The organism is Streptomyces sp. NPDC004732, assembly GCF_040609235.1.
Classification (GTDB): Bacteria; Actinomycetota; Actinomycetes; order Streptomycetales; family Streptomycetaceae; genus Streptomyces.
This window is the reverse complement of the sequence record NZ_JBEXJR010000007.1, coordinates 65,516-84,391: the sequence shown is the minus strand read 5'-3', so window position 1 is coordinate 84,391 and position 18,876 is coordinate 65,516. Positions and strand designations below refer to the sequence as shown.

The window sequence follows — 18,876 nt, the reverse complement described above, 5'->3', positions numbered from 1 at the left end:
ACTCCTACTCCTCGCCGGTGAGAGGGCCCGCGGGGGCCGAGAGGGGCTCGGGGGACTCGGGGGCGGTCAGACGCAGGGCGCGGTGCAGGTCGCCGGGGACGGCTCGGCCGGCTGCGGACCGCTCGGCCGCGTAGTCGCCGAGCATCCGGGCCAGTTCGACGTCTCCGCGGGCGCGCCTGGGGAGGTCGGCGACGGCGTCCACCGGGACACCGGTGAACAGGCACTTGAGGACGGCGTGACGCCAGTCGTGCGAGGCGAGGTGCGCGGCGGCGTAGGGGCCGACGGCAGCGGCAACGAGGCTGGTGTCGTTGGTGCGCAGGGCGTCCTCGACCAGCGGCAGGGCGTCGGGGCCCGCCACCAGGTGGGGCAGTGCCTGCAGGACGGCTCGGCGTTCGGCCGCGGTGCCCTGGGCGTAGACGCGGGCGAGGGTGTCCGGGGTCGCGTTCGCGGCGTGCAGCAGCAGGATGCGGGCGTCGTCGGCGTGGTCGGGGCCGCAGCGGCGTCCGGCCTCGGCGAACCTCAGCTCCCACGTGGGGCTGGGCCCCGGTCCGTCCCGCTCGGGTCGCCCTCCGTGGGCGGCGGCCTCGGCGGTGGCCTGGTCGAGCCAGGCGCGGGCGGCTCCGCCCAGGTCGCTTTCGAGGTGGGTGCGGAGGGCGGCGATCTCGGAGGTGTCGGTCACGGGGTACCTCCTTCGACAGGCGCAGGGGCGGGGGCAGCAACGGTCACGGAGGTGGGGGCAGGTCCGGCGGCTGCGGTGACCGGGACGGCGGCTTGTGCCCGGCGCAGGAAGTCGATGGAGCGGGTGGCGAGTTCGGGGCCCGCGTGGGAGTGGCGGGGCAGTTCGACGACGGTCAGCCCTCGGTAGTCGGCGGCGGCGAGTGCTGCCAGGACGGGCGGGAAGTCGATCTCTCCGTCGCCGAAGGGCAGGTGCTCGTGGACTCCGCGGCGCATGTCCTCGATCTGGACGTGCCGCAGCCAGGGGGCGGCGGCGCGTACGCAGTCTGCGGGAGGGAGGGGTTCGAGGCACTGGCAGTGGCCGATGTCGAGGGTGAGGCCGAGGAGTCCGGGGTCGGGGTCGTCGAGCTCGTGGCGCAGGTGGTGGAAGTCGGCGAGGGACGAGAGGAGGTGGCCGGGCTCGGGCTCGACTGCGAGCGGGACTCCGGCGCCCGACGCGGCGTCGAGTACGGGGCCGAGTGCGTCGGCGAGGCGCCGCCACGCGACGTCGTCCGAGGTGCCTGCCGGGGTGATGCCGCTGAAGCAGTGCACGGCGTGGGCGCCCAGGTCGGCGGCGACCTGGACGGCGCGGATCAGCAGACGGCCGCGCTCGGCCCGGCGTTCCGGGTCGGGGTCCAGGAGAGAGGGGCCGTGTTTGCGGCGGGGGTCGAGGACGTAGCGGGCGCCCGTCTCGATGGTGACGGTGAGGCCGAGGCGGTCGAGCTGGCGGGCCACATGACGGGTGCGGGAGGCGAGATCGGGAGCTAGGGGGTCCAGGTGCATGTGGTCGAGGGTCAGGCCGACGCCCGCATAGCCGAGGTCGGCGAGGAGGCCGAGGGCGTCGTCGAGGCGGAGGTCGGTGAGCCCGTTGGTGCCGTAGCCGAAGCGGAGCCCGTCGCCTTGCCGCGCGTCGGCCGGGAGGGGGTGCTGCGGGGCTGTTCCGCTCATGTGACGCTCACCTTCCGTGCGAACTTCCGGGCGGCGGGGGCGAGGGCGACGGTCAGCAGGGCGGTGCCCGCCGCTCCGGCGCGGGCGGCGAGCGCGGCCTGCAGCGGGATCATGGCGCGGATGCCGCCGCCGACGGCGCGCTGTGTCAGGGGAGGTGACGGATTGAGGGCGGCGTGGAAGAGGGGCTTGGCGGCGGTCCCGACGTAGGCGAGCGCGAGGACGCCGCGGAGCGCCTGTCGGCCGGTGACGGCAGTGGTCCGGAGGTCGTGCCCGTCCAGGCCCGGAGAGCGGACCTGCTCTCCCCTACCACCGACGCCAAACCCCTGGCGGCCCCTGGAACCGGTGCCGAAACCTGGGCGGGTGGAGCCGATCAGTCGGGCCAGTGCCGTCGTCGTTGCCAGTGCGGCCAAGGGCGCGGCCGAGGAGCCGCCCTGGGCCTCGCGGCGGGAGACCACGGTGACGGCGAGGGTGTGGGCGGCGAGGGCAGCGGCCGAAGGCCCGGCGGCGCGGGCACGGGAGCGGGCGCGCGAGCCCTGGCCCTGGTCCTGCCTCTGGCTCTGGCTCTGGCTCTGGCCGACCGTGGCGGTCGCGCCGAGGAGCAGGTCCAGGCCGCGTGCGGCGGCCATGGCTGCCGGTCCTGCGGGCGTGTGTTTGAGACCTAGGTCGTAGGCCCACACCGTTGCGGCCAGGGCTCCCGCCATGGCGAGGGACGGGCGGCCCGCGCGGGAGGCGAGGGCGAGGCCCGCGGCGGTGAGGGCAGTTGCCGCGGCGAGGGCCGCGGGTGGGGCGATGCGGCCGGACGGCAGGGGGCGCTCGGGACGTTCGACGGCGTCCTCGGCGCGGTCTGCCCAGTCGTTGAGGGCCATACCGGCCTCGTACAAGCAGAGGGAGGAGCCGATGGCAAGGAGGGTGCGGTGGTTGGGACGCAGGCCGGTCGCCGCCGCTCCGGCGAGGGCGTCGCCGGGGACGGTGAACAGGGCGGGGACACGGAGGAGTTCGACCCAGGCGCGGGAGGCGTTCCCGGCGCTCATATGGACTCACCTTCCGAAGGGCCGCCTTCCGACGGGCCGCCTTCCGACGGAGCGCCTTCCGACGGGCCGCTTTCCGGGGCACGGTCAGACCGCCCGGTGGGGGCGGCTCCCCCCAACCGCTCCGCGAAGTCCAGGAGTGCCGCGTACTGCTCGCCCAGGGCCGCGGGGGCGCCCGCGTCGGGGTCCTTGAAGTAGAAGGCGAGGGCGGGCAGGGGACCGGAGAGGCCGCGTTCGTGGGCGCGGGACGTCAGGCGGGCGAGGTCCAGGATCAGGGGGGCGGCGAGGGCCGAGTCGCAGCCCTGCCAGGTGGTCTGCAGGACCATGCGGGTGCCGAGGAAGCCGTCGAAGGCGATGTGGTCCCAGGCCGTCTTCCAGTCGCCGAGGGAGGGGACGTCGTCGATGTGGACCTCGCCCTCGGGGGCGGAGCCCAGCGTGTCGGCCAGGACGCGTTCCTTGCCCGCGTTCTTCGCCGCGGCGGCCGCGGGGTCGGCCAGGGCGGCGCCGTCCCCGCCGCCGAGGAGGTTCGTGCCCGACCAGGCGCGTACGGCGAGTGCTCGTTGCGCGAACATCGGGCCGAGCACGGAGCGCAGCAGGGTCTGGCCGGTCTTGCCGTCCCGGCCCGCGTAGGGGAGGCCGGAGGTGCGTGCCGCCTCGGTGAGGTGGGGGTGGTGCAGGCCGGTCGAGGGGGTGAAGTTCACGTAGGGGCAGCCTGCGCGCAGGGCGGCGGCCGCGTAGAGGGAGCTGGCGGGGAGGCGTTCGGCGCCGTCCGCGGGGCGTGGTTCGGTCGAGGCGACGTTCACCACCACGGCGCGGGCCAGTCCCCGGCGACGTACGAAATCGAGGAGGTCGGCGGTGAAGGCTTCGATCAGTTCCTCGTCGCTGCGGGCGTCGCCCGGCTGCGGTCCGCCGGGACGTATCTCGGCGTCGGCGGCGGCGAGTTCGGCGTGCACCGCCGAGGGGAGGCCGTGCGGCAGGACACCGCCTGCGGCGAGTTCCTCGGCGCGTTTGGGCAGGGGGCAGCTCGTGGTGTCGTGTCCGCCGAAGACGAGGGAGGACAGCGTCGGCAGGCCGCGGTCCATGAAGGGCGGGGTCTCGGTGACCATGCCGGTGGGGGCGTGGAGTCCGGCGGTGATGGCCGCGCAGCCCGCCACGGCCGTGGTCGCGACCGAGCCGCGGGCCCCGATCAGCCATACGCCGACGGGCCCGACGGGCGGCGTCCCGAGGGGAGGAGTAGAGGGCGCAGATGTAGAGGTCGCGGATGTGGACACGGCTGCCTCCTGCCATGACTCAAGAGCTCGGGACACGACTCGGGAGCTCGCGGAACGTGAGTGCGGTGCAAGACGGCGGGCGGAGGTCCGGCGTCCTCCGCCCGCCGCCGTCTAGCGACCCGCGCCCGACCCGGTCGGGGCGGGTGGGCCGGAGCGGTGTGCCGACAGGCCGTCCGTCGGCTGGTCCTTGGTCGGCTGAGTTGCGGTCAGTTGATCCTGGGTCGGCTGAGTTGCGGTCGGTTGATCCTTGGTCGACTGGTCCTTGGTCCGCTGTTCCTTCCCCGGGTGGCCCTTTGCCGGGAGGTCCTTCAGCCGGATGTTCCGGAAGGAGACCTCATCGGCGTCCCCGTGGTTCTGGATGCCGATGTGGCCCTGTCGCAGGCTCCGGGCCGGGTCGGTGTTGGTGAAGTCGTTGATCTGCACCCCGTTGAGGTAGACGCGAAGGCGTTCGCCCTCGACGCGGATCTCGTAGGTGTTCCACTCCCCCGGCGGGTTCAGCGCCTTGTCGCGCTTCTTCAGGTCGGCGGAGCGGAAGCCGTAGACGGAGCCCGTGGTCTTCTCGGGGACGTCCGTGGCGTCGATCTGGATCTCGTAGCCGTTGTTCACGGCCGACCAGGGGTCGTCGGAGGGCGGGAAGCCCACGAAGATCCCCGAGTTGTCGTCGCCCCGCATCCGCCAGTCGAGCTTGAGGGAGTAGGAGCCGAGTTCGCGCCGGTCGTACCAGAGCATGCCCATGCCGCCGACGGTCTTGAGCGTTCCGTCGCCCTCGTCGAGCTGCAGGGAGCCGGGGCCTGCCTGCTTCCAGTCCTCCAGTGAGGAGGCCTTGCCGTCGAAGATCGGCGTGTAGCCCTTCTCCGGCCTGCAGTCGGCCTGGGCCGCGCCGACGGCCCAGCGGATGCCGCCCAGCAGATGCTGGCGGAAGGCCGGTTCGGCGAACGACTCCTTGGTGTGGCCGCCGCCCGTGTAGAAGGAGCGGCCGCCCTCGTAGCTCTGGCACCAGGCGATGGGGTGGTCGCCGGACATCGTGCCGCCCGTGTACGACGACTCGTCGAGGGAGGCGAGCACGCGGGCCCGGTCCCGGGGATTGGCGCGGTAGTTGTACCACTCGTCGGTGCGGTCCCAGCTTCCGGTGCCCAGGTGGGCGGTGGCCGGGTGCGCGTGGTCCTCGACATGGACCTTCGCGGGCTGGATCGCGGGGTGCGACTGGAAGTAGGCGCCCGCGAGCCCGCCGTAGAAGGGCCAGTCGTACTCGGTGTCGGCGGCGGCGTGCACGCCGACGTAGGCGCCGCCGTCGCGGATGTACTGCTCGAACGCCCCCTGCTGGTCGGCGTTCAGGACGTCGCCGGTGGTCGAGAGCCAGACCACGGCGTCGTACCGGGCCAGGTTGGCGGCCGTGAAGGCCCCCGCGTCCTCGGTCGCGTCGACGGTGAAGCCGTTCGCGGCGCCGAGTTCCTTGACGGTGTCGATGCCGGTGGGAATCGAGTCGTGCCGGAAACCGGCGGTCTTGGAGAAGACGAGGACCTTCTCACCGGCCTTCTTCGGCGGCTCGGGCTTGGAGGCCGCGGGGCCCGACACACAGCCGATGAGCAGGGCGGCCGCGGCCGTCGCGGTGGCCAGCCGTACAGATGCGCGCATGTGCTGACCCCTTTCAGCTCGTCGTGAAGGTGAAGTCGTCCAGGTCGTAGAGCGCTCCCGAGCCCTTGCCCTTGAAGACCAGGAAGAGCGTCGTGGTCTTCGTCGGCGGCTTGGCGATCGCCGTACTGACGTCCTTGTACGTCTCCCAGCCACCGGTCGGCGCCACCTTCGCGCTGCCCAGCAGCTTGCCGCCCACGGATCCGCTGCGTACCTCCAGCGTGCCCCCGGATCCGGCCGACGCGACACGTGCGGTCAGCTTGGTGGCGTTGCCGAGGACGTACGGCTTGAAGGAGACCCAGTCACCGTTGTTGATGTCGCCGACGGTCTTGCCGCCGTGCGCCGGGGTGTGGTTGACGACGGAGACGCCCTTGGAGTCGTTGTAGTGCTCGCCCTGGCGGTGCTTGGGCTGGACGACGTTCTGGTCGTGGGTGGTCAGCGCGGGCTGGCCGTTCGCGCCCTTGTCGGTGTACTCGGCGTCGAAGACCCCGAAGATGTTGGCGTTGGGGTCGTGCTCGCCGTCGGCGGAAGTCTGGATGGTGCCCTCGCAGCCGTTGGCCGAAGTGACCGGGTGGCCGTGGCTGTCATGGCCGAGAATGTGGGTGACCTTCACCTTGGTGCAGTCGATCGTGCCGTCCTCCGGGTCGGTGACCTTCACCTTGAAGGGCACCTTGTCGCCGAAGGTGAACAGCTGGCCGTCGCCGGGAACCTCCAGGGTCACCTTGGGCGCGGTGTTGCCGACGGTGATGTGCGCGCTGGCCGAGCCGGTGCGTCCGGTGGAGTCCTTCACGGTCACGGTCGCCGTGTAGACGCCGTTCTTCTTGTACGTGTACGTGGGGTTCTGCTGCGTCGACTTGCCGCCGTCGCCGAAGTCCCAGGCGTAGGTCAGCGTCCCGCCGTCGGCATCCGTGGCCTTCGAGGTAAACTTGGTCTGCAGCGGGGCCTGCCCGCTGGTCACGGACGCGCTCGCCTCGGCGACCGGGGAGTGGCCCTCGGTGGCGTTCTCGATGCGGAAGAGTCCGGAGTTCTCGTCGCCGCCGAACCAAGCGGTGCCGTAGTCGAGGACGTACAGCGCGCCGTCGGGGCCGAACTCCATGTCCATCACCTGGGTGCCGGTCCACGGGAACGGGTTGATCTTCGAGACCGTGCCGTCCGCGCCCTGCTCGATGCGCTTGATCCAGCGTCGGCCGAACTCTCCGGCGAAGAAGTCACCGTCGTAGGCCTCGGGGAACTTCACCGGGGAGGTGTTCGCCGCGTCGTAGCGGTAGACGGGGCCGCCCATCGGGGACTCGGAGCCGCTGCCGAACTCGGGCACGGAACCGCCGTCGTAGGGAATCCAGGCCTCCTGCGCGGGCGGCAGGTCGGTCAGGCCCGTGTTGTGCCGCGAGTCGTTCTTCGGGGCCGCGCAGTCGAAGGCGGCGCCGGAGGTGCCGGTCGCGAAGTCGTAGTCGATGTAGGGGTCGTTCTTGCCGGTGCAGAACGGCCAGCCGAAGTTGCCCGCCTTGGTCACCCGGGCGAACTCGACCTGTCCCGCGGGGCCGCGCTTGGGGTCGGCCGCGCCCGCGTCGGGCCCGTAGTCACCGACGTACACGGTGCCGGTCGGCTTGTCGACGCTCATCCGGAAGGGGTTGCGGAAGCCCATCGCATAGATCTCGGGGCGGGTCTTCTCGGTGCCCTTGGCGAAGAGGTTGCCGTCGGGGACGGTGTAGCTGCCGTCGTCGGCGACCTTGACGCGCAGGATCTTGCCGCGCAGGTCGTTGGTGTTGCCCGCGCTGCGCCGCGCGTCGAAGGCGGGGTTGCGGTCCGCGCGCTCGTCGATGGGCGTGAAGCCGTCGGAGGCGAAGGGGTTGGAGTCGTCGCCCGTCGACAGGTAGAGGTTGCCGTCCTTGTCGAAGTCGATGTCGCCGCCGACGTGGCAGCAGGTGCCCCGGCTCGCGGGGACGTCGAGGACCTTCTTCTCGCTGGCGGCGTCCAGGGTGCCGTCGGCCTTCAGGACGAAGCGGGAGAGGCGGTTCACGCCGTCGAACTTCTTGAAGTCCTCGGCCGTGCCGGTCTCCGGGGCGTCGCCCGCGGGGGTGTCGAGGGGCGGCGCGTAGTAGAGGTAGATCCCGCGGTTCTCGCTGAACTTCGGGTCGATTCCGACGCCCTGGAGGCCCTCTTCGTCGTGTGTGTAGACCGGTATCTTCCCGGCGACCTTGGTGTTGCCCGACGCGTCCGTGAGGCGGAGCGTGCCGTCTCGGGAGGTGTGCAGGACCGAGCGGTCCGGGAGGACGGCCAGCGTCATCGGCTCGCCCGTCTCCGGCTCGCCCTTGGCGAGGGTGACCTGCTGGAAGTCCTCGGCGACGGGGGCGGCCTTCGCGGGCGGGTCGGCGGGCACGGCACCGGCGTGCGGTACGGCGAGGGTCAGAGTGGCGCCGGTGAGTACGGTGCCGGTGAGCAGGGCAAGGGTTCTGCGGAGTCTCGGGCGTTTGCTGTGCACGGAAGTTCCTCCGGAGGGGGGACGGTCGTACGGGGTGAGTGCGCCGTGCGCCGGGGTGCGCCGTCACCCCGGACCATTCATGTCCTGTACACCTCAAGGACGGTAGCCACGTTTGTCCCGGGCGGAAAGCCCTTGTGCAGGACGGAAGTTGAACTTTTTCCTGTCAATGGACAAACGTGGCATGAGACGGACTGGTCAGTCGGTCCGGTCGGAGCCGCCGAACGCCGCGTCGAAGGACGCGGTCGGAGCCTCGAAATCGAACGCCTTCAGGTGCGTCAGCGCCTCCGGCGCACCCTGCAGGCGGTCCATGCCCGCGTCCTCCCACTCCACGGAGACCGGCCCCTCGTACGCGATGGAGCGCAGCATCCGGAAGACGTCCTCCCAGGGGACCTCTCCGTGGCCCGCCGACACGAAGTCCCAGCCGCGGCGCGGATCGCCCCACGGGAGGTGCGAGCCGAGGCGGCCGTTGCGGCCGTCCAGGCGGCGCCGGGCCTCCTTGCAGTCGACGTGGTAGATGCGGTCGCGGAAGTCGTAGAGGAACCCGACCGGGTCGAGGTCCTGCCACACGAAGTGCGACGGGTCGAAGTTGAGCCCGAACGCGGGGCGGTGGCCGACGGCCTCCAGGGCCTTGTGCGTGGTCCAGTAGTCGTACGCGATCTCCGAGGGGTGTACCTCGTGGGCGAACCGCACGCCCTGTGCGTCGAAGACGTCCAGGATCGGGTTCCAGCGCTCGGCGAAGTCCTCGTACCCGCGCTCGATCATCGACTCGGGGGCCGGCGGGAACATCGCGACCAGGTGCCAGATCGAGGAGCCGGTGAAGCCGACGACCGTGTCCACGCCGAAGGCCGCGGCCGCCCGCGCGGTGTCCTTGATCTCGGCGGCCGCCCGCTGCCGCACTCCCTCCGCCTCGCCGTCGCCCCAGATGCGGGCGGGCAGGATCGCCTGGTGCCGCTCATCGATGATGGCGTCGCAGACGGCCTGACCCACGAGGTGGTTGGAGATCGCCCAGCACTTGAGCCCGTACTTGTCGAGCAGCGCGTGCCGCCCGTCCAGGTACGACGGGTCGACGAGCGCCTTGTCGACCTCGAAGTGGTCTCCCCAGCAGGCGAGTTCGAGGCCGTCGTAGCCGAAGTCGCGGGCAAGGGAGCAGACCTCTTCGAGCGGAAGGTCGGCCCACTGGCCGGTGAAGAGCGTGAACTGCCGTGGCATGACCAGGCCTCCTCAGAACGGGAATCCGAGCGGGAATCGGGGCGGGAATCGGACGGGCATCAGGCGGGCACGGGCGTGTACACGGAGTTCTTCGCCGCGCTCTCCTCCACCGCGGCGAGCACCCGCTGCACGGAGAGGCCGTCGGCGAAGGAGGGTTCGGGCCGCGCCCCGGTGCCGATGGCGTGCAGCAGGTCGCGGGCCTGGTGCACGAAGGTGTGCTCGTAGCCGAGGCCGTGGCCCGGCGGCCACCAGGCGTCCACGTACGGGTGGTCGGGCTCGGTCACCAGGATGCGGCGGAAGCCGGACGACGCGGCGGGCTCGGTGTGGTCGTGGAAGGAGAGCTCGTTCAGGCGCTCCAGGTCGAAGGCCAACGAGCCCTCGGATCCGTTGAGTTCGAGGCGCAGGGCGTTCTTGCGGCCCGCCGCGAACCGCGTCGCCTCGAAGGAGGCGAGGGCGCCGGAGGGGAACCGTCCCGTGAAGACGGCCGCGTCGTCGACGGTGACCGTCCCGAGCCTGCTGCCGCCCGCAGCGGTGAGCCCGCTGGACGCCCCTTCGAGGAGGGGCCGTTCGCGCACGAAGGTCTCGGTCAGCGCCGACACTCCTGCCACCGGCTCCCCCACCAGGTACTGGGCGAGGTCGACGATGTGCGCGCCCAGGTCGCCGAGCGCCCCGGATCCCGCCCGGTCCTTGCGCAGCCGCCAGGTGAGCGGGAACGACGCGTCCACCAGCCAGTCCTGAAGGTACGTCAGGCGTACGTGCCGCAGCGCCCCGAGCCGCCCTTCGGCGACCATCCGCCGGGCGAGCGCGAGCGCGGGCACCCGGCGGTAGTTGAAGCCGACCATGGCCACCTGGCCGCGGGCGCGCGCCCGTTCGGCGGCCTCGGCCATCGCCTCGGCCTCCTCGACGGTGTTCGCGAGGGGCTTCTCGCACAGCACGTGCTTGCCCGCCTCCAGGGCGGCGACGGCGATCTCCGCATGGCTGTCGCCGGGCGTGCAGATGTCGACGATGTCGACGTCGTCCCGGGCGATCAGGGCGCGCCAGTCGGTCTCGGCGGCGGCCCAGCCCAGCCGGTCGGCGGCGGCGCGCACGGCGCCGCCGTCGCGGCCGCAGACGGCCGAGAGCACCGGCCGCACCGGCAGGTCGAAGACGCGCCCCACGGTGCGCCAGCCCTGTGAGTGGGCGGCGCCCATGAAGGCGTAGCCGACCATGCCGACGCCCAGCGGCCGCTTCTCCGCGGGCCCGGGGTCGGCCGCGGCACCGGCCCCCGGCTGGGAATCGGCACCGGCCTCGGTTTCCGTCTCACGCATGCGGTAATCCTCCTCGTCGACGCTCGGTGGGGGGTGCGGGCGTGCGCATCACTTGAAGCCGGTGGACATGTACTGGCCGACGTTCTCCTTGTCGACCACGGCCGAGTAGCAGGTGACGAAGGACGGGATCTCGAACTCGGCCATGCCGTTGATGCCCTTGCCCTGGCCGAGGGCGCGCGCGAGGTCGATCGCGGACGCGGCCATGGTGGGCGGGTAGAGGACGGTGGCCTTCAGGACGCTGTTGTCCGCGTCGATGGCCTGCATGGCGGAGAGCGCGCCCGCGCCGCCGACCATCAGGAAGTCGTCACGGCCCGCCTGCTTGATGGCGCGCAGGGCGCCCACGCCCTGGTCGTCGTCGTGGTTCCACAGGGCGTCGAAGTTCTTCTGGGCCTGCAGCAGTTGGGACATCTTCGACTGTCCCGACTCGACGGTGAAGTCGGCTGCCTGGCGGGCGACCTTCTTGATGTTCGGGTAGTTCTTGAGAGCGTCGTCGAAGCCCTTCGAGCGCTGCTTGGTGAGCTCCAGGTTGTCGAGGCCCGCCAGCTCCACGACACGCGCGTTCTTCTTGTCCTTGAGCTTCTCGCCGATGTAGTGCCCGGCGCTCAGGCCCATGCCGTAGTTGTCGCCGCCGATCCAGCAGCGGTAGGCCTGCGGGGAGGCGAAGACGCGGTCGAGGTTGACGACGGGGATGCCCGCCCGCATGGCCTTCAGGCCGACCTGGGTGAGGGCCTTGCCGTCGGCGGGCAGGACGACGAGGACGTCGACCTTCTTGTTGATCAGCGTCTCGACCTGGCCGATCTGCGCCGCGGTGTCGTTGGAGCCCTCGGTGGCCTCCAGCGTGACGTCCGAGTACTTCTCGGCCCGCTTCTTGGCGTTGTCGTTGATGGCGTTGAGCCAGCCGTGGTCGGCCTGGGGGCCCGCGAAGCCGATGGTGACCTTCTTGCCCGGCTTGTCGTCGGCGACCTGCTGCGACTTGTCGTCGGCGCCGTCGTCCTTCGACTCGTTGCTGGTGCAGCCCGTGACGAGGGCTCCGGTGGACAGCGCGGCGGCTCCGAAGAGGAGTCCTCTGCGGCTCGTGTGGGATGGCATGAGTGAACCCCTCGGGTCAGGAAGTGGTGGCCGTACGTCGTTGGACGAGCACCGCGGCGACGATGATCGCGCCCTTGGCGATCTGCTGGGTCGCGGTCTCCAGGTTGTTGAGCGCGAAGATGTTCTGGATCGTGGTGAAGATCAGCACGCCGAGCACGGAGCCCGTGATGGTGCCGCGGCCGCCGGTGAGCAGGGTGCCGCCGATGATCACTGCCGCGATGGCGTCGAGTTCGTACAGGTTGCCGTTGGTGTTCTGGCCGGAGCCGGAGAGGATGATCAGCAGGAAGGCCGCGATGCCGCAGCACAGGCCGGAGAGGAGGTACAGGTAGAGCCGCTGCCTGCGGACGTCGATGCCTGCCAGGCGGGCTGCTTCCGCGTTGCCGCCGACGGCGACCGAGCGGCGGCCGAAGGTGGTGCGGTTCAGGAGCAGCCAGCCGACCACGGTGACGGCGGCGAAGACCAGGACAAGCGGCGGGATGCCGAGGATGTACGAATCACGCTCACCGAGCTTCAACACCCCGTCGACGGTGACCATTTGGGTCTTGCCGTCGGTGATCTGCAGGGCGAGGCCGCGGCCCGCCGCCAGCATGGCGAGGGTGGCGATGAACGGCACGATCGCGCCGTACGCCACGAGCAGGCCGTTCACCAGGCCGCACCCCATGCCGACGATCACGGCCGTGAAGAGGATGCCTGCGAAGCCGAAGTCCTGGGTGGCGACCGTCGTCGCCCACACCGAGGCGAGCGCGACGATCGCGCCGACCGACAGGTCGATGCCGCCGGAGATGATCACGAACGTCATGCCGACGGTGACCACGCCGATGACGGACGCCTGGGTGAGGATCAGCTGGACGTTGTCGGTGTCGAGGAACGAGTCGGGCTGGGTGATGCCGCCGATCGCGATCAGCACGGCGAGCACGCCGAGCAGCGAGAGCGTCCGCACGTCGGCGCGGGCCACCGCGGTGCGCCACGGGCTGCCGCCATCTGCAGGGGCGCTCTTGTGGGTGGCGGCCTCGGCCGCCGGGGCTGGCTGGGTCATGCCGCCGGGCTCCCTTCAAGGACGAGGTCGAGTACGCGGTGTTCATCGAGTTCACGGGCGGGGGCGGTGTGGACGACGCGGCCCTCGCGGAGCACCAGGACGCGGTCGGCGAGGCCGAGCACTTCGGGCACTTCGCTGGAGACGAGCAGCACGGCAAGGCCTTCGTCGGCGAGGCGGCGGATGACCGCGTACAGCTCGGCGCGGGCGCCGACGTCGACGCCGCGGGTCGGCTCGTCGAGCAGCAGGACGCGGCAGCCGCGCAGCAGCCAGCGGGCCAGGACGGCCTTCTGCTGGTTGCCGCCGGAGAGGGTGCGGACGGGGGCCGTGGGCTGGTCGGGGCGGAGCGAGAGCTCGCGCGTCGCCGCACGTGCGGCCTCGCGTTCGGCGCCCCGGTCGAGCCAGCCGCCGTGCGAGAAGCGGGACATGGAGGAGACCGACACGTTGCGGGTGACGGACTCCAGCATGAGCAGGGCCTGCGCCTTGCGCTCCTCGGGGGCGAGGCCGAGCCCCGCGCGGACGGCGGCCCGGACGCTTCCGGGGCGCAACGTCTGCCCTTCGACGGCCACTTGGCCCGTGCTTGGTTTGCGTGCGCCGTAGATCGTCTCCAGGATCTCGGAGCGCCCCGAGCCGACGAGTCCGGCGAGGCCCACGATCTCGCCGGGGCGCAGATCGAGGTCGATGGGTTCGAACTCGCCGTGCCTGGAGAGGCCGCGGACGGTCAACACCGGTTGCGCGGTGGGCGGTTCGACGGGCCGGTCGGGGAAGACGTACTCGACGTTGCGGCCGGTCATCAGCGCCACGACGTCCTTGGTCGGCGTGGACTCCGCGGGGAGACCGCCCGCGACGGCACGGCCGTCCTTGAGGACGGTGACGCGGTCGCCGATGCGGCGGATCTCCTCAAGACGGTGGGAGATGTAGACCACGGCGACACCGTCGGCCGTGAGGTCGGCGACGATGCGGAAGAGGTTGTCGACCTCGTCGGGGTCGAGGGCGGCCGACGGTTCGTCCATGACGATGAGGCGCACCTCGTGCGAGAGCGCGCGGGCCATCGAGACGATCTGCTGCTGGGCCGCGGAGAGCTCGCCGACCAGTCGGCCCGGATCGATCTCGGCATGCCCGAGTCGCTTGAGCAGAGCGGCAGTTGACGCCCTCGCAGCCCGACCGCGGACCACGAATCCGGCGGCGGTCGGCTCATGCCCGAGATGGACGTTCTCGGCGACGGACAGCCCTTCCACCAGGTCGAGTTCCTGGTAGATGGTGGCGATGCCGAGCCGCATGGCGGCGATCGGCGAGCGGAGCGTGGTGCGCTCGCCGCGCCAGGTGATCTCGCCGCCGTCGGGCTGGTGGGCGCCGGCGAGGACCTTGATGAGGGTGGACTTCCCGGCGCCGTTCTGGCCGAGGAGGCAGTGCACTTCCCCGGCCTGGACCTGGAGGTCGACGCCGTCGAGGGCACGGACTCCAGGGAACGACTTGGTGATGCCGGACATGGTGAGCAGCGGTGGTTCTTGTGCCATGACGGTTCCCCTCGGCGGCGATCGCAGCAGGGCAGGGCGGATTCAGGGCAGGCTGATGCAGGGCAGGGCGGAGCCGGTTGTGTGGTGCGGGCCGGATCAGCGCAGGGCGGAGCAGGGCGCTGTGCCGGATGAGGTGGCGCTACGTTCCGTGCGTGGCGTACGTGGTGTACGTGACGTACGTGGTGTACGTGACGGTCAGGCCGGTGAGAACAGGTGGTCGCTGATGAGGCGGGCGCCGCCGATGACTCCGGCGGTGGGGCCCAACTCGCCCAGGACGATGGGGAGGTTGCCGGTCGCCAAGGGCAGCGACTGGCGGTAGACCTGGGTGCGGATCGCGGCGAGCAGCGTGTGGCCGAGGCCGGTCACACCGCCGCCGATCACCACGAGGCCGGGGTTGAAGAAGCTGACGAGGCCCGCGATGACCTGGCCGGTGCGGTTGCCGCCCTCGCGGATGAGGTCGAGTGCGGTGGCGTCACCCGCGGCTGCGGCCGCCGCGACGTCGACGGCGCTGAGCCGTCCCGCCTCGTCGAGCCGCGTGGCGAGCTCCGCCGAACGTCCCTCCCTGGCCGCCTCCTCGGCGTCGCGGGCGAGCGCCGCGCCGCTGAAATAGGCTTCCAGGCAGCCCTTGTTGCCGCAGGCGCAGGGGCGTCCGTCCGGTTCGGACTGGATGTGGCCGATGTCGCCGGCGCTGCCCGTCGTACCGCGGTAGACCTCACCGCCGACGACGATGCCGCACCCTATGCCCGTGCCGATCTTGACGCAGAGGAAGTCGGCCACGGAGCGTGCGACGCCCGCGTGCTGCTCCCCCATCGCCATGAGGTTCACGTCGTTGTCGACCATGACGGGGCAGCCGAGGTCCTGGCTGAGCGCTTCCCTGACGGGAAAGCCGTCCCACCCCGGCATGATCGGCGGGGCGACCGGCACGCCCTCCGGGAAGCGGACTGGACCCGGGACGCCGATACCGGCGCCGTCGAACCCTTCCGCGAGCCCGGAGGCCTTGAGCTTGGCCGCCATGGCGAGGACCTGCTCGAAGACCGCGACCGGACCTTCGCGCACGTCCATGGGCTGGTTGATGTGGCCGAGTACCTCCAGCTCGGCGTTGGTCACCGCGACGTCTATCGAGGTCGCGCCGATGTCCACGCCGAGGAAGCGGAGGGCCGGGGCCAGGCGGATGTTGTGGGAGCGGCGGCCGCCGCGCGAGGCGGCGAGTCCGTCGGCGACCACGAGTCCGGTCTCCAGGAGCCGGTCGACCTCCACGGCCAGTTTGGACCGCGAGAGATCGACCTGATCGCCCAGCTGGGCGCGGGAGTTGGGTCCTCCGTCACGCAACAGGCGCAACAGCCGTGCCTGGTGCGTGTTGGCGGGTCGAGCCGTCATACGTCTCACGCGCCCCTCCCCGCCTCATCGGGCTTCCCATGCCGTTGCCCGCGGGCTGGTGCGCGGTGGTCGCCGACGCCTTCGCCTCAGGGCTTCTTTCAAGCTTTCGAGGGGAACGTAGCAGTGCCTGCCGGGACTGGGAAGAAGTTGCGCGGGAATTACCCATGACTTTCTCCAGTCACAGGACAAAGGGGCGTGAGGGGCCGAGGGCCTGCGGCTACGCGGGCTGCCGGAGCATGCACCAGGTGCGGGGGCCGTTGTCCGGCAACGGCACGTCCGCCGTGACGGTGAAGCCGAGGCGCTCGTAGAACGCCACGTTCTGTTCCGTCGAGGTCTCCAGGAAGCAGGGGAATCCGGCACGGTCGGCGGCGTCGAGGCCGGGTCTGATCACCGCGCCGCCGAGGCCCTTGCCCTGCTCGTCCGGGTCGACGCCGACCGCGGCGAGATACCAGGCGGGGTACCGGGGCCGGTACGGCTGCAGCGCCCGGTCCGCCGACGCGAACCAGGGCGCACGGTCGCCCGCGAGCTCGCCGACGAGCGGGCCGATCGCGGCGAAGCCGGGCCCCGGGTCCCGGTCCGGGGTGGTCCACACGGCGACGGCGCGGCCCGCGCCCGCGACCCAGACCCGTCCGTAGACCATCCCGATGCGCTTGAGGAAGAGCTCCTGGAAGCGGCGAACTCGCTGGTGGTGGTCGTCGGCCGCGACGACGTGCCGGGTGAAGGGATAGTCGGCGAAGGCCCTGGCGAGGGTGTTCACGGCCACCGGCATGTCTTCGCCGATCGCGGGGCGTATGCGGTGGTGCGTACTCATCTCGCTTCTCCCGGTCTGCCGACGGTAGTGGGCGTGTGCATCGGACCGTACGGGGCGGTGTGCGGGACTGCGCCTACCTCCGAGGTAATCGACGGCTCGCGGCACCGTGCCGCACGATGACGGCCCTTCGCCGCCCCGAACGGAAGGCCGCCCCATGCCGGACAACGTCCCGCCTCAGGACGCACTGCACACACGGCTGCTCGACATGGTCCCCTTTGCCGCGCGCCTCGGCATCGCCTTCGCCGAAGCCGGGCCCGACCACGTCGAGGGCACCCTGGAGTGGTCGCCCGACGTGTGCACGGCGGGCGGCGTGCTGCACGGCGGGGCGCTGATGTCGCTCGCCGACACGGTCGGCGCGGTCTGTGCGTTCCTCAACCTGCCGTCGGGGGCGACCACGTCGACGGTGGAGTCGAAGACCAACTTCCTCCGGGCCGTCCGCTCCGGGACGGCCCGCGCGGTGGCCCGCCCGCTGCATGTCGGCGGCTCGTTCATCGTCGTGCAGACGGAGGTGTACGACGACGAGGGGCGGCTCGCGGGACAGACCACGCAGACCCAGGCGGTGCTCAGCCCTGGTCGCGCTGGTGGTAGGTCTGCCTAGTGTGCTCGGTGTGGGCCCGCATGACGTCCGTTGCGCGGCGCTCGTCGCGCTCGGCGATCGCCGCGATCAACTCGCGGTGCTCCAGCCAGGACTGCCTGCCGCGCTGCCGGGCCACCGGCGTGTAGTACCAGCGGACCCTGCGGTCCACCTGCCCGGCGAGCTCGGCGAGGACCACGTTGCCCGCGAGTTCCATCACCTTCGCGTGGAAGGCGGCATTCAGGGTGACCACCTGGTCCACGTCGCCGTCGGCCACGGCCTGCTCGCCCCGGGTGCAGAGCGCGTCGAGCTCCGCGATGCCCGCGAGGCCGGTGTTCGCGGCGGCGAGCCGGGCGGCCTCGGCCTCCAGCAGGGTGCGGACGGTGAGGAGTTGGTCCGCCTCCTCCTCGGTCGGCTCGTGCACGAACGCGCCCTGGGCGGGCCGCAGGTCCACCCACCCCTCGGTGTTGAGCCGCTGCAGCGCTTCGCGCACCGGCTGCCGCGAGACGCCGAGATGCCCGGCCAGCTCGCTCTCGACGAGGTGCTGGCCGGGCTGCAGCGAACGGGTCGTGATCAGTTCGAGCAGGGCCTCGTAGACCCGCTCTCTGAGCGGACCCGGACGTTCGAGCTTGGGCACCGCCCCCGGCGGCAGTCCTGTGGACAACATCGCGGTCCCCTCCTCGAAGATTGCCTTTTGTCTACAGTCTACGAGCTACAGGGGCCAGTACCAGGGGGAGTTGAGCCGATCACACAGCGGTGCGTGACTCATTCACGGGCACCGCACGACCTGCCCCGCGTACGAGAGGTTGCCGCCGAAGCCGAAGAGCAGGACCGGGTCCCCGGAGCGGATCTCGCCGCGCTCCACGAGCTTGGACAGCGCCATCGGGATGCTGCCCGCCGAGGTGTTGCCGGAGTCGACGACATCGCGCGCGACGACCGCGTTGACCGCGCCGATGCGCTCGGCGAGGGGCTCGATGATCCGGAGGTTGGCCTGGTGCAGGACGACCCCGGCGAGGTCGGCAGGGGTGAGCCCGGCGCGCTCGCAGGCCGCGCGGGCGAGCGGGGGCAGCTGGGTCGTCGCCCAGCGGTAGACGCTCTGGCCCTCCTGCGCGAAGCGGGGCGGCGTGCCCTCGATGCGCACGGCGTTGCCCATCTCGGGCACCGAGCCCCAGAGCACGGGGCCGATGCCGGGCTCCTCGTCGGGGCCGCACGTCTCCAGGACGACCGCGCCCGCGCCGTCGCCGGTCAGGACGCAGGTGGTGCGGTCCGTCCAGTCGGTGACCTCGGACATCTTGTCCGCGCCGATGACCAGGGCGCGGGTGGCCGCACCGGCCCGCAGGGTGTGGTCGGCGGTGGCCAGCGCGTGCGTGAAGCCCGCGCACACGACGTTGAGGTCCAGGGCGGCCGGTCCTGGGACGCCGAGGCGCGCGGCGACCCGTGCGGCCATGTTCGGCGAGCGGTTGATGGCCGTGGAGGTGGCGACCACGATGAGGTCGATCGCCTCGGGGGTCAGGCCCGCGGCGGCCAGGGCCTTGCCGCCCGCCTGCGCGGCCAGCTCGTCGACCGGCTCCTCCGGGCCCGCGATATGGCGGGTGCGGATGCCCACCCGGGACCGGATCCACTCGTCGCTTGTGTCGACCTTGGCCGTCAGCTCCTCATTGGTGAGGATCCTGGCGGGCTGGTAGTGGCCGACGGCGGCGATGCGCGAGCCGTGCATGTACGGGTCCCCCTTGTGCCGAAGATACGGGACCCTCCAGTTTGGTCAGCGACTCACGAGTAACGATGCACGTAATGCGACAGGAAAGGAGCGCAGGGTTTGGATGCTTCTCATGATCTGGTCACCCTCTGAAGAGCTGTGTGACCTTGTGTACGAGTTCATAGACCCCG

At 71.5% G+C, this 18,876-nt stretch carries 16 protein-coding genes; 1 reads left to right on the top strand and 15 read right to left on the bottom strand.

All coding sequences use genetic code 11. The features are described from left to right. Window positions 1-4: 4 nt before the first annotated feature. The 13 genes from ABZV77_RS21815 to ABZV77_RS21755 form a co-directional block, all read right to left on the bottom strand. Complete coding sequence (locus ABZV77_RS21815; protein WP_356259232.1) at window positions 5-679, bottom strand: EboA domain-containing protein; 675 nt, start codon at window positions 677-679, stop codon at window positions 5-7. Continuing rightward, window positions 676-1,662: a sugar phosphate isomerase/epimerase family protein gene (locus ABZV77_RS21810; RefSeq protein ID WP_356259229.1), complete on the bottom strand. Its 987-nt coding sequence runs from the start codon at window positions 1,660-1,662 to the stop codon at window positions 676-678. Before ABZV77_RS21810 ends, ABZV77_RS21815 begins: the two co-directional genes overlap by 4 nt. Beyond that, window positions 1,659-2,693 carry an SCO3242 family prenyltransferase gene (locus ABZV77_RS21805; protein WP_356259227.1) on the bottom strand — a complete coding sequence of 345 codons (1,035 nt, stop codon included), beginning with the start codon at window positions 2,691-2,693 and terminating at the stop codon, window positions 1,659-1,661. The genes ABZV77_RS21810 and ABZV77_RS21805 overlap by 4 nt, the downstream gene beginning before the upstream one ends. Then, complete coding sequence (locus tag ABZV77_RS21800) at window positions 2,690-3,880, bottom strand: inositol-3-phosphate synthase (RefSeq protein ID WP_356260172.1); 1,191 nt, start codon at window positions 3,878-3,880, stop codon at window positions 2,690-2,692. The genes ABZV77_RS21805 and ABZV77_RS21800 overlap by 4 nt, the downstream gene beginning before the upstream one ends. 192 nt (window positions 3,881-4,072) lie before the next feature. Beyond that, window positions 4,073-5,596, bottom strand: a complete 1,524-nt coding sequence (locus tag ABZV77_RS21795) for a ThuA domain-containing protein (RefSeq protein ID WP_356259224.1) — start codon at window positions 5,594-5,596, stop codon at window positions 4,073-4,075. Window positions 5,597-5,609: 13 nt separating this feature from the next. Next, the gene (locus ABZV77_RS21790) at window positions 5,610-8,072 is read right to left on the bottom strand and encodes a PQQ-dependent sugar dehydrogenase (RefSeq protein ID WP_356259221.1); all 2,463 of its coding nucleotides are present in this window, start codon (window positions 8,070-8,072) and stop codon (window positions 5,610-5,612) included. Window positions 8,073-8,267: 195 nt separating this feature from the next. Beyond that, window positions 8,268-9,281: a sugar phosphate isomerase/epimerase family protein gene (locus ABZV77_RS21785; protein ID WP_356259219.1), complete on the bottom strand. Its 1,014-nt coding sequence runs from the start codon at window positions 9,279-9,281 to the stop codon at window positions 8,268-8,270. A gap of 59 nt (window positions 9,282-9,340) precedes the next feature. Then, window positions 9,341-10,489, bottom strand: coding sequence for a Gfo/Idh/MocA family oxidoreductase (locus ABZV77_RS21780; RefSeq protein ID WP_356260169.1), 1,149 nt, complete (start codon window positions 10,487-10,489; stop codon window positions 9,341-9,343). 147 nt (window positions 10,490-10,636) lie between these two features. Beyond that, window positions 10,637-11,677 carry a substrate-binding domain-containing protein gene (locus tag ABZV77_RS21775; protein WP_356259216.1) on the bottom strand — a complete coding sequence of 347 codons (1,041 nt, stop codon included), beginning with the start codon at window positions 11,675-11,677 and terminating at the stop codon, window positions 10,637-10,639. A 16-nt stretch (window positions 11,678-11,693) separates the two neighbouring features. Beyond that, a complete protein-coding gene (locus ABZV77_RS21770) occupies window positions 11,694-12,713 on the bottom strand; it encodes an ABC transporter permease (RefSeq protein ID WP_356259213.1) in 1,020 nt (339 codons plus the stop codon). Further along, window positions 12,710-14,227 (bottom strand): sugar ABC transporter ATP-binding protein, encoded by a 1,518-nt coding sequence (locus ABZV77_RS21765; RefSeq protein WP_356259210.1) that lies wholly within the window; start codon window positions 14,225-14,227, stop codon window positions 12,710-12,712. The genes ABZV77_RS21770 and ABZV77_RS21765 overlap by 4 nt, the downstream gene beginning before the upstream one ends. 195 nt (window positions 14,228-14,422) lie before the next feature. Beyond that, a complete protein-coding gene (locus ABZV77_RS21760) occupies window positions 14,423-15,604 on the bottom strand; it encodes an ROK family transcriptional regulator (RefSeq protein ID WP_356259207.1) in 1,182 nt (393 codons plus the stop codon). Window positions 15,605-15,821: 217 nt separating this feature from the next. Next, window positions 15,822-16,415 carry a GNAT family N-acetyltransferase gene (locus ABZV77_RS21755; protein WP_356259204.1) on the bottom strand — a complete coding sequence of 198 codons (594 nt, stop codon included), beginning with the start codon at window positions 16,413-16,415 and terminating at the stop codon, window positions 15,822-15,824. 154 nt (window positions 16,416-16,569) lie between these two features. Here ABZV77_RS21755 and ABZV77_RS21750 point away from each other — a divergent pair, with 154 nt between their 5' ends. Continuing rightward, window positions 16,570-17,013: a PaaI family thioesterase gene (locus ABZV77_RS21750; protein WP_356259201.1), complete on the top strand. Its 444-nt coding sequence runs from the start codon at window positions 16,570-16,572 to the stop codon at window positions 17,011-17,013. On the opposite strand, the gene ABZV77_RS21745 is transcribed toward ABZV77_RS21750, so the two are convergent. Both ABZV77_RS21745 and ABZV77_RS21740 read right to left on the bottom strand, forming a co-directional pair. Continuing rightward, a complete protein-coding gene (locus ABZV77_RS21745; RefSeq protein WP_356259199.1) occupies window positions 16,979-17,656 on the bottom strand; it encodes a GntR family transcriptional regulator in 678 nt (225 codons plus the stop codon). The two genes, ABZV77_RS21750 and ABZV77_RS21745, sit on opposite strands and share 35 nt — an antisense overlap. Window positions 17,657-17,758: 102 nt before the next feature. Further along, window positions 17,759-18,706 carry a beta-ketoacyl-ACP synthase III gene (locus ABZV77_RS21740; protein WP_356259197.1) on the bottom strand — a complete coding sequence of 316 codons (948 nt, stop codon included), beginning with the start codon at window positions 18,704-18,706 and terminating at the stop codon, window positions 17,759-17,761. Window positions 18,707-18,876: the final 170 nt, after the last annotated feature.

What these genes read in the sequence shown, in the direction of transcription:
- ABZV77_RS21810 (WP_356259229.1), bottom strand. Translation starts at nt 1,662, where the DNA reads ATGAGCGGAACAGCCCCGCAGCACCCCCTCCCGGCCGACGCGCGGCAA.
- ABZV77_RS21795 (WP_356259224.1), bottom strand. Translation starts at nt 5,596, where the DNA reads ATGCGCGCATCTGTACGGCTGGCCACCGCGACGGCCGCGGCCGCCCTG.
- ABZV77_RS21780 (WP_356260169.1), bottom strand. Translation starts at nt 10,489, where the DNA reads ATGGTCGGCTACGCCTTCATGGGCGCCGCCCACTCACAGGGCTGGCGC.
- ABZV77_RS21805 (WP_356259227.1), bottom strand. Translation starts at nt 2,693, where the DNA reads ATGAGCGCCGGGAACGCCTCCCGCGCCTGGGTCGAACTCCTCCGTGTC.
- ABZV77_RS21785 (WP_356259219.1), bottom strand. Translation starts at nt 9,281, where the DNA reads ATGCCACGGCAGTTCACGCTCTTCACCGGCCAGTGGGCCGACCTTCCG.
- ABZV77_RS21740 (WP_356259197.1), bottom strand. Translation starts at nt 18,706, where the DNA reads ATGCACGGCTCGCGCATCGCCGCCGTCGGCCACTACCAGCCCGCCAGG.
- ABZV77_RS21770 (WP_356259213.1), bottom strand. Translation starts at nt 12,713, where the DNA reads ATGACCCAGCCAGCCCCGGCGGCCGAGGCCGCCACCCACAAGAGCGCC.
- ABZV77_RS21760 (WP_356259207.1), bottom strand. Translation starts at nt 15,604, where the DNA reads ATGACGGCTCGACCCGCCAACACGCACCAGGCACGGCTGTTGCGCCTG.
- ABZV77_RS21755 (WP_356259204.1), bottom strand. Translation starts at nt 16,415, where the DNA reads ATGAGTACGCACCACCGCATACGCCCCGCGATCGGCGAAGACATGCCG.
- ABZV77_RS21750 (WP_356259201.1), top strand. Translation starts at nt 16,570, where the DNA reads ATGCCGGACAACGTCCCGCCTCAGGACGCACTGCACACACGGCTGCTC.
- ABZV77_RS21765 (WP_356259210.1), bottom strand. Translation starts at nt 14,227, where the DNA reads ATGGCACAAGAACCACCGCTGCTCACCATGTCCGGCATCACCAAGTCG.
- ABZV77_RS21745 (WP_356259199.1), bottom strand. Translation starts at nt 17,656, where the DNA reads ATGTTGTCCACAGGACTGCCGCCGGGGGCGGTGCCCAAGCTCGAACGT.
- ABZV77_RS21775 (WP_356259216.1), bottom strand. Translation starts at nt 11,677, where the DNA reads ATGCCATCCCACACGAGCCGCAGAGGACTCCTCTTCGGAGCCGCCGCG.